This is a genomic window from Chryseobacterium mucoviscidosis, from assembly GCF_002177115.1.
GTDB lineage: Bacteria > Bacteroidota > Bacteroidia > Flavobacteriales > Weeksellaceae > Chryseobacterium > Chryseobacterium mucoviscidosis.
Map to the genome: position 1 here is coordinate 433,154 of NZ_MVAG01000122.1, position 15,594 is coordinate 448,747.

At 35.3% G+C, this 15,594-nt stretch carries 12 protein-coding genes; 4 read left to right on the plus strand and 8 right to left on the minus strand.

What is annotated here, in order from left to right:
• Positions 1–400: 400 nt before the first annotated feature.
• On the plus strand, positions 401–700 hold the full coding sequence (locus B0E34_RS13830; RefSeq protein WP_087710317.1) for a putative quinol monooxygenase: 300 nt from the start codon (positions 401–403) through the stop codon (positions 698–700).
• Positions 701–1,177: 477 nt separating this feature from the next.
• Here the strand turns inward: B0E34_RS13830 and B0E34_RS13835 are convergent, their stop codons facing one another.
• Both B0E34_RS13835 and B0E34_RS13840 read right to left on the minus strand, forming a co-directional pair.
• Positions 1,178–3,052, minus strand: a complete 1,875-nt coding sequence (locus tag B0E34_RS13835; RefSeq protein ID WP_087710319.1) for a type VI secretion system baseplate subunit TssF — start codon at positions 3,050–3,052, stop codon at positions 1,178–1,180.
• Between the two features lie 24 nt (positions 3,053–3,076).
• Complete coding sequence (locus tag B0E34_RS13840) at positions 3,077–3,517, minus strand: GPW/gp25 family protein (protein ID WP_076390131.1); 441 nt, start codon at positions 3,515–3,517, stop codon at positions 3,077–3,079.
• A 696-nt stretch (positions 3,518–4,213) separates the two neighbouring features.
• Between B0E34_RS13840 and B0E34_RS13845 the strand changes: the two genes are divergently transcribed.
• Positions 4,214–4,405 carry a hypothetical protein gene (locus tag B0E34_RS13845; protein ID WP_087710321.1) on the plus strand — a complete coding sequence of 64 codons (192 nt, stop codon included), beginning with the start codon at positions 4,214–4,216 and terminating at the stop codon, positions 4,403–4,405.
• Between the two features lie 150 nt (positions 4,406–4,555).
• Here the strand turns inward: B0E34_RS13845 and B0E34_RS13850 are convergent, their stop codons facing one another.
• Positions 4,556–5,971 (minus strand): APC family permease, encoded by a 1,416-nt coding sequence (locus B0E34_RS13850; protein WP_087710323.1) that lies wholly within the window; start codon positions 5,969–5,971, stop codon positions 4,556–4,558.
• Between the two features lie 714 nt (positions 5,972–6,685).
• On the opposite strand from B0E34_RS13850, the gene B0E34_RS13855 reads away from it, so the two are divergent.
• The gene (locus B0E34_RS13855; RefSeq protein WP_087710325.1) at positions 6,686–7,192 is read left to right on the plus strand and encodes a DUF4920 domain-containing protein; all 507 of its coding nucleotides are present in this window, start codon (positions 6,686–6,688) and stop codon (positions 7,190–7,192) included.
• Between the two features lie 110 nt (positions 7,193–7,302).
• On the opposite strand, the gene B0E34_RS13860 is transcribed toward B0E34_RS13855, so the two are convergent.
• Positions 7,303–8,412: a M14 family zinc carboxypeptidase gene (locus B0E34_RS13860; protein ID WP_087710327.1), complete on the minus strand. Its 1,110-nt coding sequence runs from the start codon at positions 8,410–8,412 to the stop codon at positions 7,303–7,305.
• 824 nt (positions 8,413–9,236) lie between these two features.
• On the opposite strand from B0E34_RS13860, the gene B0E34_RS13865 reads away from it, so the two are divergent.
• Entirely contained in the window at positions 9,237–9,782 is a 546-nt protein-coding gene (locus B0E34_RS13865) for a helix-turn-helix transcriptional regulator (protein WP_087710328.1), read from the plus strand.
• 105 nt (positions 9,783–9,887) lie between these two features.
• On the opposite strand, the gene B0E34_RS13870 is transcribed toward B0E34_RS13865, so the two are convergent.
• From B0E34_RS13870 to B0E34_RS13885, 4 genes are all read right to left on the minus strand, one after another.
• Positions 9,888–11,060: a proline dehydrogenase family protein gene (locus B0E34_RS13870; RefSeq protein WP_087710330.1), complete on the minus strand. Its 1,173-nt coding sequence runs from the start codon at positions 11,058–11,060 to the stop codon at positions 9,888–9,890.
• A gap of 65 nt (positions 11,061–11,125) precedes the next feature.
• Positions 11,126–12,055 carry a UbiA family prenyltransferase gene (locus B0E34_RS13875; protein ID WP_076390125.1) on the minus strand — a complete coding sequence of 310 codons (930 nt, stop codon included), beginning with the start codon at positions 12,053–12,055 and terminating at the stop codon, positions 11,126–11,128.
• A 12-nt stretch (positions 12,056–12,067) separates the two neighbouring features.
• Positions 12,068–12,994 (minus strand): mevalonate kinase family protein, encoded by a 927-nt coding sequence (locus tag B0E34_RS13880; protein WP_087710332.1) that lies wholly within the window; start codon positions 12,992–12,994, stop codon positions 12,068–12,070.
• Positions 12,995–13,229: 235 nt separating this feature from the next.
• Positions 13,230–15,401 (minus strand): T9SS type A sorting domain-containing protein, encoded by a 2,172-nt coding sequence (locus B0E34_RS13885; RefSeq protein ID WP_087710334.1) that lies wholly within the window; start codon positions 15,399–15,401, stop codon positions 13,230–13,232.
• Between the last annotated feature and the right edge of the window lie 193 nt (positions 15,402–15,594).

Here is a 15,594-nt window from a genome sequence, read left to right on the forward strand (position 1 = left end):
AATCCTGCGTCTTCCAACAAGAATATCTTTATTAAAAAGTTTAAACTGATTTCAGAATTATCCACAAAAGGCTCAAAAGATAATCATAAAGCTAAGTTTCAGAATAATTAAAGCGCTCAAAAGAATAAAAATCAAAGATTTTTAAAAACTATGGTGATCTTTTTCATTGATAATGATCAACTTTAAATAATAGTTTAGTTCATCTTTTGTAGCTTTTACGGTTAAATAAAAGTGTAAACAGATTTAATATTCAGGCTGGCTCTTAATGTAATTTCGCGATAAATGAATCGCAAAGAGAGACACAAATAATTGTAACAATTTGAAAATAAGATCAACAACAGCATTCCACTTATTTTAGAAATACAGGGATTCAAATAAATAATTAAAAAAATATAAGAAAATGGATCAGAAAGCAGTATATGTATGTGCCAAATGGCAGGTAAAAGAAGGAAAACTGGATGTCGTTTTGGATTTACTGAAACAGGCTGCGGAAAAAAGTTCGCAGGAAGAAGGAAATCTTTTCTACAAAGTACATCAAAGCAAATCTGACGATCATACTTTGGTATTGTTTGAAGGGTATAAAAATGCCGATGCAGTGGAATTTCATAAAAATTCTGAACATTACCAGAAAGTTGTAGCCGAACAGATTGTTCCTTTATTGGAAAACAGAGAAGTGATTCTTATGGATCAGTTATTTTAAATAGTAGTTTTTTTTAATAAGTTTCGGGCAAACCTTTGGTTTGCCCGAAATTTTTAATATTTAACCTGAGTTCGGGATAAGTCTTCTTAAACGCAATAAACAAAAAGATTCAATTATCAGGAATTCACCTTTTAAGATATACAAAGGCGTAAAACTTCTCAAAGTAATACCATTTTTGTCTTTTTTAAATAAACGAAGTGCCTTTGTTTAGCTTACCAACTTTCAATAAGTAAAAAAAAAATCTTTTGTTTTTCTTTGCGATAAAATAATACAACATTATAAATCAATTATTTAAATTTATTTCTTATCCCGAACTGAGGTTATTTAGCTGGAGATCCTTCGACAAGCTCAGGATGACAGGATTCTAATACTAACTGCTTTTATATTCCTTCAAATAAATATGCTGAAGATTTCGCTAAGTCATCCTAAGATTGTCTGAGAATTCATCCATTTTATTGAGAATATCCTAAACAATCACTAAAAATCCGAATCTTCATTCGTTACTTTTACCAGATATTCAATTCCGTCGATGGCTTTGGAAATAATCTGGTTTCTTAAAACATTCGCCATATTTTCCCAATAAGCTCTTCCGTAGAAAGAATAATTCTGCGGAATGATCTCTACCTCAACCGTTCGGATGAAACCTTCTTTCGGTTTATTGCTGATCATGGTTCCGCGGGTTACCTTTACCTCTTTCAGCTCGTCTTTAAGAACCATTCGGCAATAGTTTTTAACGTCTTCCAGAGAAATGATCTTATCTCTTGTGGTTAAAGCATATTTATAAGCCTGAATACTGTCGGTTCCCTTCTGCTCTTCTGCTCCGCCGATTGTTTCCGTTAAAAGGACCAGCGTCTGTGATTTCAACTGATTGGAAAGTTCCGTTCCGGGACGCATATGATTGGCTAATGTAGAATGCGTGATCCAGAATGAAGCATAGGTATGATCTGTTTTATCAACCGGTTCCATAATCACATAGTTCAGCTCCTGTTTAATGCTTCGTTTGGCATTGTTTACTTTCTGAACCATGGATTTCATTTTGTCGGACATTTCACTGAGAACGCCTTTCACGTTATCCCGGTTCAGTAAAGAGAAGGCTGCAATTTCGTCTCGCGTCAGTTCAAGAACATTGGCAATCATATCAACTGCATTTCTGTTTGTAAAACGCTCCATTCCGCCCTTTCTTACCGTGTATAATCCTTTTCGGAGATCGTCATTCGGGGTGAAAGGAATTTCGGTGTATTTTCTTCCGTCACCGTCCTGAACCTCATCTACATACAGAAAATGTTCGCCTTCATCCGTTACGAGAGGAATATTGTTTCCCATAATGTCTAAGCTGTATTCCGTTTTTTTCCAGCCTCGGTTATAGATCGGGAAAGCATTTAAAACAAAGGAAAAATTATCCAGAATTTCAGCGGAAAATTGCGGCGGAAACTCGAAAGTAAGCCACAGATATCGTTTTCCGTCGATGTATTTTGTAATTTCTTCTTTATAATCTACATAACTGAGATTTTCGGGAAGCTGTCCCGGTTCTGAAAATAATGAGGTTGAAAGTCCGGAAATCTCAATGAATTTATGATGATACACACTTTTAATGTCTTCAATAATTTTATTTTGAATAGACTGTTCGCGGAACATCTGTTCATATCCTTCTGCCTGATTGTTTTTATAATAGGTTAAACCTTCTTTTACAAATAACGGATTTCCGTTGGACGAAACCGTAATGTAAGGCAATAGTTTATAGGTAAAATCAAGATGTTCGAAAGCCGGATTTGAGCAGTAAATGCTCACATTTTTAGGAAAAGTTTCGTTTGAGTATTTTGAAACATCAATTCCGATCGTCACTTTACGATAATCTTCTGGTCTTCCCTGAAATCTTGCGATGGGAATTTTATTCAGCCGGTCATCGATTCCGTAGCAGGTGTTTCCTACAAACATGATGGCGGTCTGTATTTTGTTGATTCTGATATTTCCGATTGGCGTAAAAGGAATATTGATCTGTTTGTCCGATTCTGATTTTATGGTGGAAGTCATCTGTTTTTTAAAGAAAAACTCAGTATGCTCCAATAAAATTTCAGACGGTTCATAAGGTTGCGTAAACGCAATCGCATGAGACGGAATCGGATGTGTATAAATGGAAGGCGTTAATAATTTTGCCAGTTTTTCTAAAATTCTGGCGTTAACGGTCTGTATTTCGTTGTTCGCTTTGAAAACTTCCGTGCTGAATGCGTCAATTAATAATTTAACGAACGGATCAAGAGACTGCGGACTTTTCAGACCCCATACTTTTGTGGCATTCTGAAGCATCCTCGCTTTTACGGATTCTTTGGAATAAATATTCTGTTCTAAATTCATAGGATTTGGTGGTGGTTATAGAATTTAATCAATCGACATCGGGCTCAGGAAAAGCTCTGTAGAAAAGCTGAAACGTTCTCCGGAATGCTCCATTTTGGCATTGATGGCGATTTTTACCTTTTTTTTGATTTCGGTATGTTCTTTTGTGTCGTAGCTGTGTTCTACAATCTGGATGTGTGCATCGATTTGCGGCTGAACAATTCTGGGTTCGTATTCCTGAATCTGTCTTTTGAGGCTTTTAATGAAAACGGCTTCCCAGACTGCGCTTGTAATGCCGTTATCGAATTCAAGGTTCCAGACGTCGTTTCCGTAATTTTCATCGTATCTGTTTTCGCCTTTTTTGGTGGTGATGAGCAGCATAATGTTGTGCGCTATGCTTTCTCCCATATCGCAGGTTTCTATGCTTCCTCCTTCCGTCATTAAGGTCGACGGAACAAAAGGCATTCTGTAATTTGGTGTGTCCATGATTTCTCCTTCTTAATTTTTTACTTCATAGAACTTAATTCTTTGAAAGATACTACCAAATTAATCATTTTTAAGGAAAAAAAGGAAATAATAGTATTGATTGTTGTTTAAATTTTTCTTTTTTAATGCAGCATTTACTTGAAATTACATGAATTAATAAAAGTTTATTGTAAATAATCATAAAACTCTAAAGTTTAAACAGATTTTTGATTTTAAACCACCCCGTCAAAAATTTCGTTGAAATTTTTGCCACCCCTCCGAAGAGGGGAATTTTTAGAGCCTTAGAATTTAAGGATCAGTTGTCTACAATATTCATGTACGACTTCCTGAGAACTCAGGAGATTTAAAACAGGGTTGTTTGTAATCAACGGAGAAGTTCTGTGATTTTCTGCAAACTGCGGGAGAATTCCGGAGAACTCCAGAGATTTAAAACAGGGTTGTTTGTAATCAACGGAGAAGTTCTGTGGTTTCCTGCAAGCTGTGGGAGACTTCCGGAGAACTCCTGAGATTTAAAACAGAGTTGTTTGTAATTAACGGAGAAGTTCTGTGATTTTGAATGTTTTTAAATGATTTGGTTTTTCTAAACCACCCCGTCAAAAATTTTAATAAAATTTTTGCCACCCCTCCAGAGGAGGGGAATTTTTCGGGACTTCTGATTTAATCTTTTCTGTTTTTGATGGATGTAGTGGACAAAAATTGAAATTATACAGAAAAATCCTAGCCCAGATTGCAATGAAAATCCTTTTTGAAAAAAAGATTGTAATGGAAAGCTGGAAAAAGCTCCAAAAAAAAGCTGCCCGACTTTGCGAACAGCTTTATATGATTATTTCTTTTTGGCAAGACGGATATATTAGAAAGGAGGAGTTCTTTGGATTTGAATACTTTTGAATTATTCGAACTTTAAAATCACCCCGTCAAAAATTTAATTAAATTTTTGCCACCCCTCCAAGAGAGGGGAATTTTTGACTTTAGGGGTTATTTTTGATTTGGGGTTGACAAAAAATAAAAGCTGCCCAGATTGACGAACAGCTTTTGAATTTATTTTTCAGTTTTTTTATTCATATTAATGAGATAATACACGGGAAGTCCGAGTAAAACCATGAGAAAACCGGGCCATGTATACTGTTGTTTGTAGATGAGCAATAAGATGCAGAAACCAGTCCCGATCAATAAATAAATAATCGGAGTTACCGGATACAGCCATGTTTTGTAAGGTCTTTCCAGATCCGGCTGTTTTATTCTCAGGTAAATAACGCCGAAAACGGTAATCATGTAAAATAAAACAATGACGAAAGAGATCATATCCAGCAAATTTCCGTACTGTCCGCTCAGACATAAAATGGAAGCCCAGATTCCCTGCATCCAGAGTGCATTTGCGGGCACATTGTTTTTGTTGTTCTGCTCTGCCTGTCTGAAAAACATTCCGTCTTTTGCCATCGTCTGAAACACTCTTGCTCCGGCTAAGATCAGTCCGTTATTGCATCCGAAAGTAGAAATCATCACCAAAACCGCAATAATTGCCGTTCCTGCATTTCCGAAAATGAAGTGTGAAGCAGCCACCGCTACCCTGTCGTTTTCCGCAAAAGCAATGGAATCTCTGTCTAAAGCGTTCAGGTAAACGTAATTGACGGCGATGTACAAAATCATAACGGCAGATGTTCCGTAGATCATGGATTTTACCACATTTTTCTTTGGATTTTCAATTTCTCCTGATACAAACGTTACACTTTCCCACGCTACCGAACTGAAAACGGAGCCTACCATTGCGGCAGCAATTCCGCCCAGTAAAGTCATTCCGCCGATGGGTTCCCATCCCTCTTCCAGAAAATTTCCTGAAATGTCTTTTTTAAGATTGCTGAAAGCATCATATCCAAAGCTAAAGTTATCCGCTAAATGTGAAATATTCACCAGAATAAATCCTGTAGCAATAAGTCCCAGTAATGCTATGATTTTGGAGCCTGTAAAGATATTCTGTAATAATTTTCCGCTTTCAACGCCTCTTGTATTGAGCTGGGTTAATAAAAGGATGGTTGCTATTGCTAAAATCTGGATCCATGTAATTTTAAATTCGCCACTCTGAAAAATCGGAGCTGCATCATTTAGAGCCGGAACGAGATAGGCGGTAAATTTTCCGAAAGCCATGGCAACGGCAGCAATTGTTCCGGTCTGAATCACTGTAAACAATCCCCAACCGTACAAAAAGCCCATTTTTCTCCCGAAAATTTCTTTAAGATAGGTGTATTGTCCTCCTGCTTTTGGAAACATCGCCGAAAGCTCTCCGTAACTGATAGCCGCTGCGACAGTCATTACTCCCGTAATAATCCAAACCACGATTACCCAGAATCCTGAGCCAAGGTTCCGCATCATATCTGCGGCAACAATAAAAATTCCGCTTCCGATCATGGATCCCATTACCAGCATAATGGCATCCCAAAGTTTTAGTTTTTTCTGCATAATTGATTGTAGATTCCAAATATAAATATTTATAGGATTATTTTCTGTTTTATTTAATATTCGCCGGATTTTTCTATGAAATGATATTCAACGCAATGACCACAAGGTTTTTATTAAAAACAACAATGATTATTTTCCGTTCGCAAGGGTGCTTCGACAAGCTCAGCATAAACTATTCACTCAGCGAATGATAAAAATGCATAAAAGAGTTTTTCAATTTTTTGCGTGCCGATAGTTTATAAAATCGAGGCCAATATTATTTTCAATATAAAATTCTGCTATCATTCGCTGAGTGAAACGCCTTTGCGAACGGAATTTTTTCAAAGTTTATCCTCACTTTCTTTGTGAACCTTGCGTTAAAATAAATTTTATTGTAATAATTTAACGCAATGCTCACAAGGTTTTTATTAAAAATAACAATGATCATTTCAATTTTTTTGATGATTGTCTAATGAATTAAAAATTTTTCAAAATATAATTCTGTTATCACTTTTTAAGTGAATAGTTTATGCTGAGCCTGTCGAAGCACCCTTGCGAACGGAATTTTTTCAAAGCTAATCCTATTATCTTTTGCGAACCCCGCGTTAAAAATGTATAACAAAGCTAGTCTTAAGAAAATGCATTCAAATTCCGAAAGATTGAACCTGTTTTTTATCAAATTTTTAATGTTTGCCGTTCAGAATTTTATTATTACTTTTGAGAAAAATAATTCAAATGAAATTCAAAGCGATATTATTTGCTGTAGCCGTGAGTGCTTCGTCTTTAGCTTTTGCACAGGAAACAAAAAAATTCGGACCTCCTGCAGGAAATGCTCTTGTAGGTGATGTTTACGGTGGCGGAGTTGCTTCAAATGTAGAATCTAAAGCAATCTCCGTAGATAAGCTGAGCAAAAAGCTTAAAAAAGATAAAAAAGTAGAAAACGTTGCCGTAAAAGGAAAAGTAACAGACGTTTGCGATAAAAAAGGATGTTGGTTAACGATCCAGACAGAAGATAACTCTCAGTTTTTTGTAAAAATGAAGGATTATGCATTCTTTGTTCCTACTGCTTTAAAAGGTAAAACTGTTGTTCTGGACGGAACTGCGGAAAGAAAAATTACTTCTGTAGACGAGCAGAAACATTATGCGGAAGATGCTAAAAAGCCTCAGTCTGAAATCGATGCGATCAAAACTCCGAAAGAAGAGATCAGATTTGTAGCCAACGGAATTAAAGTCATAAACTAATTTCTGTTTTTAATGAAATAAAGGATCTGTAATTGTACAGACTTCCTTTCTGAATGAACAGTCTATTTATATAAAACAAAAGCGGAATATTGATTCCGCTTTTTTTATTTTCAGTCTTCTATTGTAAAATTCACTTCTGCATCTAGCTTCGGATATTTTGTTTCTGAGACAAATTTCTTTCCGGTACAGTCGATTTCGAGCCAGCCTTTTTTCTTTTTCACATCTCCCACTTCCATGACAAAAGGAATAAAAGAGATTTCATCTTTTCCTTCTTCTTTTATTTCACGGTATTGAACCGCTACGTCTAAAATACATTCATGGTCTGTATTCAGCTTTACATTTCTGTAAATGATATCATAGTGTGTTTCTCTGTTCTCCGGAATTTCGAGATACGTTTCCCAACCTGTTGTTTCGGAATTTAATTCTGAAATGGCTTTTAATGCATAATATAAAGCAACCGTGTAATATTTTCGGGTTCCCTTTCTGGTGTAGTCGTCTACAAAATGTCCGCCTTCAAATAAAATCGTAGGCATTCCTGCTTTTATAAAATTATCGCCTGTGGAAGTCGGATAAAATTCATCAGAATATCTTCCGATCTGATTCGGGATTAATTCTTTCAGATGCTGATAAACTTCTGCAATTACCGCCATGCATTTTTTCCGGTTTTCGGTTACGGTTCTTTCTACATTTTCTGAGGGAGCCAAAAAAGACAACGTTGCCGGATGAATTCCGTCTGTTGTAAAAATTGTTCTCTGCTCATGAAGATTCAGCGCATAATCATATTTTTTTGAAGCCACCGCATTTTTTAAAAATTTGATCTCTTTACTGGCTTCGTTATGGAAGTCCCTGTTCAGATCGATATCGGCTGCATTTAATCTTGTCCATTTTTCGGATCCGTCGGGATTTAGCATAAATATAAAATCAAGCTGAATTTTGCTGAACAATTCTTGTTTTAATTCCGGAGCCTTATCCAAAGAAAAAAGCAAATCGAGCATTGCATGCGTTGCGTTGGATTCATTGCCGTGCATTTGTGACCAGGCAAGAATATTAATGTTTCCTGTTCCGACTGTTAACTTATAAATAGGTTTTTCTAAATAAGACGTTCCGATCTGTTTTATATGATCACTGAGATTCGTCTGTAGGTAAGAAAATAATTTTTCAGGGGAAATATAGCGATTTGGAAAATTTGGATTTTGTAAATAGATCTGTTCGAAGTTCATATAAATAGTTTACAATAGTCAAATTTAAGGCTTTTTTATGGAAAAATTAAATTTTACATTTGTGAAATAGTTAAACAATTGGCTATGACAAAATGTCTGTTGATAAAATTGTGGATTGATAATAATTTAATACTTATATTTTAAATAACTCAATTTCAGTAATTTATAAAGTTTAATTAAATGAGTATTTGAATATTACTTTAAGTAGTAAAAGTATTTGTTTTAAAGAAATATGAGGAAATTTGTTAAACAAAACAATTGTCGAAAACTTTGAATAAAACACTGTATACAAATGTAAATCATCGAAAAATACAGTCTCCTACTAAATTATTTCTGTTTTTAATTTCAGAAATTTAATCTGGTAAATCTTAAAAAATATCAATAACCATATTTTACATTAAAATAATACAAAACCCAGTCCAAATGCGTTTGAAAGCTGTATTTTACAAAAGTAAAACGTTCATTTTACCCTATTATAACGCGTTTATCTGTTATTTTAAGTACATTATCTGTATTTGATAATACAGTGTATTAAACCGCAACAAAATTATGTTTATTACATCAATAATGGTGTTTATATGAACATAACTTATCAATAAGTTATCGACGTTTTCAGCAAAATTTTATTGATTTTAATGATTTAACTGTGGATAAACTTTTGTAAAATTTAGAATTGGATTTTTATCAATTGATTATAATGCTGATTTTTAGATGTTTGCTAAGTTTACAAATGTATTTTATCGTAATTTACATTTGTTTATTATATTGATTTGCATTTGTAAATTTATTTATTTACATTTGTAACACGTTTTAAGAATGATTTTATGAGTTTAAACGAGAGAATTTCAAAAGTTATCGAGTATTCTAATCTTTCTTCTTCGGAGTTTGCAGATGAAATTGAAGTACAGCGATCTTCTATTTCCCACATTACGTCCGGAAGAAACAAACCGTCGCTTGAGTTTATCATTAAAATAAAATCCCGCTTTCCTGAAATTCTTTGGGACTGGCTGATTACGGGTGAAGGTGAAATGCTGAAATCTGAGCTTCCCGACTCGGACATTCCTGAACTGGAAGAAGAAAGCTATGAAGAAGAGAAACCAAGAACAACTTCTCTCCCCGATCTTTTTACGATGGTGAATAATGATGAAAGTTTTGGCAGTGAAGAAACAGAAATAGAACCGCCAAAAATGGATCGTCAGGAATCGTTTATATCGGATCAAAGTAAAGCTCACGAGAAAATATCGGATTCTCAGCGATTAGAAAAAAGTAATGATGAAATTATTGCTCAAGCTATTGAAAATCAGCAAAATAAGATTAAAAGAATTGTCATCTTCTACGAAAACGGAAAATTTGAAAGTTTTGAACCTTAAATGATCTTTAAAACCGTTCAATTTTCAAAATTTCAATCAACTTATATTTAGATCATAAAAAAGCCTCACAATATTTTTGTGAGGCTTAGCATTTATTTTTAAAATTTATCTGCTTGCTTTTCTTCTTTCGAGTTCTTTTTTAATCAGACCCAGTTCACGACCGGTTTGTCCTGCAACGGAAGTATTTTCCTGCGCTCTTCTGGTAAGATAAGGCACAACGTCTTTTACAGGTCCGTAAGGAAGGTATTTTGCCGCATTATAGCCTTTATCTGACAGATAGAACGTAATATTGTCGCTCATCCCGTAAAGCTGTCCGAAATAGATATGAGGATTTCCGTTTTCCAGTCCTTTCGCTTTCATTTTATCCATGACAAGCTCTGAAGAAATTTCATTGTGGGTTCCGAAAAATGCCGAAACTTTGTCTAAATGATTCATAACGAAATCAATTCCTGCATTGTAATTTTTATCGGAAGCATCTTTTGTCGGCTGAATAGGATCTGCATAGCCTTTTTCTGCGGCTCTTGCTCTTTCTTTTTCCATATAGGCTCCACGAACGATCTTATACCCGATAAAATAGCCTTTTTCTCTCGCTCGCTGAAAATGCGCTTCCATATACTCCAGTCTTCCGGTTCTGTACATCTGAATGGTATTCCATACAATCGGCTTTTCCTGATTGTATTTCTCCATCATCTCTTCGCAAAGATGGTCTGCTGCATCCTGCATCCAGGTTTCTTCGGCATCCACCATTACTTTTTTGTCGTGTTCGTGGCAAAGTTTACAGACTTCATCAAACCTTTTTACCACTCTATCCCATTCTTCTTTCTGGCTTGTTGTGAGTTCAGCATTTTTTCCGACAGCCTCGTACAAATCAATTCTTCCGAAAGCTGTAGGTTTAAAAACGATAAACGGAATTGCCGGATTTCCTACAGAAAATCTTACGATATCTTTGATCTCTTTGCAAACCGCATCAAAAGTTTCTTCGTCTTCCTTACCTTCAATAGAATAATCGAAAATACTTCCGACTCCTCTTCTGAAAAGCTGTTTCACTACCTTTATACTTTCTTCACGGGTTTCTCCTCCGCAAAACTGCTCAAACAAAGTGTTTTTTACAATTCCGGTAACGAAAGGAAAACTATTATGAACGGTGAAATTAAGAACAGAAGTTCCAATTTTTGTAAGAGAAGGCTGCTCAATCATTTTGAACATCCAATACGCTTTTCTTAACTGTGCATCGGATTTATCCGCAAATGCGACTTTAGTATCGTTAAAAATGGGCATTACTTTTTATAAATTTAAGGTTCTGCAAAGGTAAGAAAAGGATCAGGTTTTATAAAGAAAATTTTTTATAATTTACCTTCCAGCCCGTTGAGAAGCATTGCGATTATCCCAATAAAAACCCAAATTCTGAGAATATTAAGCGTAACGAAATTGCTTTTTCTTGTATGATTTAAAATAAGGTAAACACAAAGGATGAAAATAAATAATCCGGCAGTAAAATAATACGCCATGAATCCTGCAATTCCTGTTTTCATGATCAGCTTCATGGATACTGCCATGGTAATGATGAGCAGAGAAACGATAATTGTTTTGGTGTTCCTGCTTTTAAAATAATTGGGAATTGTTGTGTATCCAAATGCTTTATCAACGCTTTTTGTTAACGTATCTTTTACAATATCAATGCATAAAAGAATCAGAAAAAGAAAAACCGCCATGAGTAAAACTTTCTTAGAAAAGGTTTCATAATACACCATCATTCCGAAAAAAGGATACAATGTAAGGCTTACAAAGGTAAGATTGTTTAATATTAAAATCCTGCTGAGTTTATGGCTGTAAAACCACATAAAGAACTGATAAACTACAAAAAATGCAAAAACATTATGCGAAATCATCCATGCGACTCCTAAAGAAATCACACTTAAAACGAGGTAAGCATAAAGAAAATATTTCTGCTTAATGAAGCTCTGAATCCTCGTTCTGAAAGGCTTTACAACATGATCTTTTTCGAAATCGTAAAACTGATTGATGATTCCTCCGGCAAGAATCGTAAGAACCGTACAGAAAATAATCCCGTGAACTTTAAAATCGAATACGAATTTTCTGAAATTTTCATCCTGATTAAAGAGGAAAAATGTGGAAACATAGAGGGCAAAAATCAGCAGAACGGCAACAAAAAAGCGAGCTCCCAAAAGAAAGCCCACAAATTGTGAAAATCTGTAAAAAAAAGATTTTTGAATATAATTTCTCTGTTGGAAAGTTTCTTTTTCAGAATTCATTCACAACAATTTTTAGAATCTGTAAATCACTTCTTTATGGAAGCCATCAAGCATTTTTTCTGCTTTTTCGTAATCTTTGGTGAAACCTAAAATATAACCTCCGCCGCCGCTTCCGCAGAGTTTTAAATAATATGCATTGGAATCTAAGCCTTTTTTCCAGACGTTGAATAAACTTTCCGGAATCATGGGACGAAAATGTTCATACGCCCAATGAGAAAGCTTTTTCAGATTTCTGAAAAACGGATTCATGTCTTTTTTAAGGAATGCATCGATACAAGCATTGTTGTAACGGATAAATTCTTCTTTCAGGGTTTTTCTGAAACCTTCGGTCTTCATTTTTTCAAAGAAAATCTGAACCATCGGTCCTGTTTCGCCAGTCATTCCGGAGTCGATTAAAAATATTGCCCCTTTTCCGGCTTCGCTTTCCGGAATGGCAACTTTATCTACACTTTCTTTGCTTTCAATAAGAATCGGAAGATTCATATAGCAGATAAGAGGATCGATTCCTGAGCTTTTTCCGTGGAAATAGCTTTCCATTAAGCCAAAAACTGTTCGAAGACTTTTCAGTTCGTCTTTTGAAATATTTTCAGGCTCATGCTTGGAAACAGAATATCTTTCGAAAATTGCAGCAACCAAAGCACCGGAACTTCCTACTCCATATCCCTGAGGAATATTGCTGTCGAAGAATAATCCTTCAGAAATTTCTTCTTTAAACTTTGAAACATTAAGCTCAAAAGTTTCAGGAAGTTCTAAATTCTGCAGATAATCTGCGTATTTTTTAAGATGATCATTGGATTTTTTTTCAAATTCGGAATCCAGTGAAGAGAACTTGAGGGTACCTTTATAGAAACTATAAGGTAATGTCAAACCTTGGGAATCTTCTATGATTCCGTATTCTCCGAACAAAAGAATTTTTGCGTAAAATAATGGGTTTGTCATTTATTTAAATAAATTTTTTTGCAAATTTAATACTATTCTAGTGAATATAAGCAAATCCCGCGCCGAATTCTAACAAATTTTAACAGCAAAATATTCTTAAATTTTAATTAAATCTAAAATCAGGATTCCTATTACTATAAATATACAAAAAAAGCCTGAAAAAATCAGGCTTTTTTACATTATGTATAAAACTGTCTGTCTGCAGTTTATTATTAAAAAATGAAGGAGCTTAAAATTACTGCTTAATCAGTTTTTTGGTAATTTTCTGTTTTTCTGTTTCTACCGTCACTACGTAATTTCCTGTCTGCATAGAAGAAATAGTCACATCATGTTTATTGCCTTTTAATGAAGATTCAGATTTAATTAATCTTCCTGCTTCATCATAAATCTTGAATGATTTTAAAGCATCTTTCGAAGAAATTGTAATGGTGTTTCTTGCCGGATTCGGATAAATATTAACCGTATTGTCTTTTGTATTAACATCTTCCACCGCCAAAACCGCACAGGAGAAATTCGCTTTCCAGCCAATATCATTTACTGCAGGATCGGACACAAATCTTACCGTAATTGCACCGGAAGGATGGGTAGATGTAAATGTTCCCGGTAAAGCAGTTCCTGTTAAACCATTTCCATTCGCAAACAGAGGAGAACTTGTAGAAGGACCGTTATAAATATACATAAAATCATAATCCTGCTCAAGACCGAATTCTGTAAAATTCATCGTTAAAGCTCCTGAACTTGGGTAAAAAGTTTTCACAATAGTCTGGCTGTCTCCGTAGTTGGAAGTTGTTCCTCCTGTGTCTGTAAACTGCGCTCCGTCGCACCAGTCTCCATCTGTTAAAAACATCTGCGTTCTCTGGTAACCCGCAGAACAGTCTGTTCCTACTGATAAAAGATAATAGGTTGCGGGCTGAAGATTTGCCATGCTTAAGGATTGTGTGGAAGTCGTTCCGCTGGAAACAACCGTTCCGTCATATTTCGCCAGTCTGTATTTCCATGAAGCCGATGTGGCATCTGTAAATGTTGCGTTTGCTGAAATCTGTGTAATGTTGGAAACAGAAAGTGAAGTCACCGTTGTAGAACATGCCGTTGTACAATTCATTCCTAAACAAGGTTTGGATTCCACTGTATTTCTGATCAAAGCTGCCGGTTGAGGACCGAAACCGTTTGCGAAATTAATTCCTACTCCTGAAACTAAGTGACAGTAACTCATGATGGTTCCTTTCACTGTAGAAGAAGGAATAGGTCCTGTTGCACAGGTTCCTTCAGGGTAACCAGCCTGTGTTCCGCATCCGTCGATTGCTGTTGAATTTCCGTTCCACGCACACGCATGAGTGTGAGGCGAACCTAAACTGTGCCCCATTTCGTGAGTCATCGCTTCGATGGTCCAGGAATAGACAGGAACATTATTATATGTTTGTGAAGCTCCGGAATAGGCATGTCTGTTTGTTGTACAAAGAGAATTGATGTAAGCAACACTTGTTGTAGAGGGCTGATTAACCAAATGAGCAAGATCACCGTTAAAAGTCTGTCGGTTGGTTCTGAAACTTGCCAGATTTGCATTTGGTGTTCCGGTGTAAGGATCTGCCGTTGTCCACACATAAATTTCGTTTAAAGCGATTTTGATATCATCATTGCTGTAAAGCGTTGAGATATTGTTATGAATTGCGGTTAACCAATTCGCTGTGGTGGTTGTATTTGATCCGTTGTTTGTGTAAGGTGTGTAGCAAACTTCGTAATAAATTCTTACGCAGTTTTGCGTCATGACCTTTCCTGTTGTTTTCTTGGCATCCGGATCGAAAGATATCTTTTGATTATGATTATCCGTTAATTCATCCACACCGCAGACAAAAGGATTTAATCCTGTAAGTTTTGAATCTGAATAGCTTACAAAGTCTGTAGAATTTTTAACTTTTCCGAGAATTACATTTCCCAGTTCGGGGGTGGAAGCCACTCCTACCACATCATCTTCAAAAAAGCTGAACGCGACCACGGATTGATTGTCTCCTTTTACAATTCCCTGATAATACGCTCCGGGTGTATAATCTACGATTTCGCCTTTGTTGGTAGTTACTTTAAAATCGTTTGTAAATATCTGATTTTTATACAATTCCAAAGTAATTAGCTTCTCATTGAAAGGAAAAGAAATTTCAAGATATTCAGGTTTTTCGTGTACTAACTTTTTGAGCTGCTTAGAATCGATATTCAGCACAGAAATATCGGTTGCCACTCTTTTGTATTCGGCAAGTTTTTCTGAATTTTTGTTGATGGTGAATAAATCGAACTTTTCAAAGTTCTTCTTTTGGGTATGGTATTCCGAGACTTTTTGGGCTACAGGTCTCATGTTTTGGGAGAAGCCAAAAACCGCAGACTGCAAAATACAGAGAGTTAGAAATTTCTTAATCATTTTAACGACTTATTAGATTTGCAAATAAACAAAAAAAATCAAAACACAGTGAATAAATAATAATATTTTCACATTTTTTAATTGTTAAAAGTAATGAAAAATTTAATTATACCATAAAATATATAATTTCTCATGATGATAAAATAAAAAAGACGCTTTATCAGCGCCTTAAGTTTTTAAAAATATAATTTGA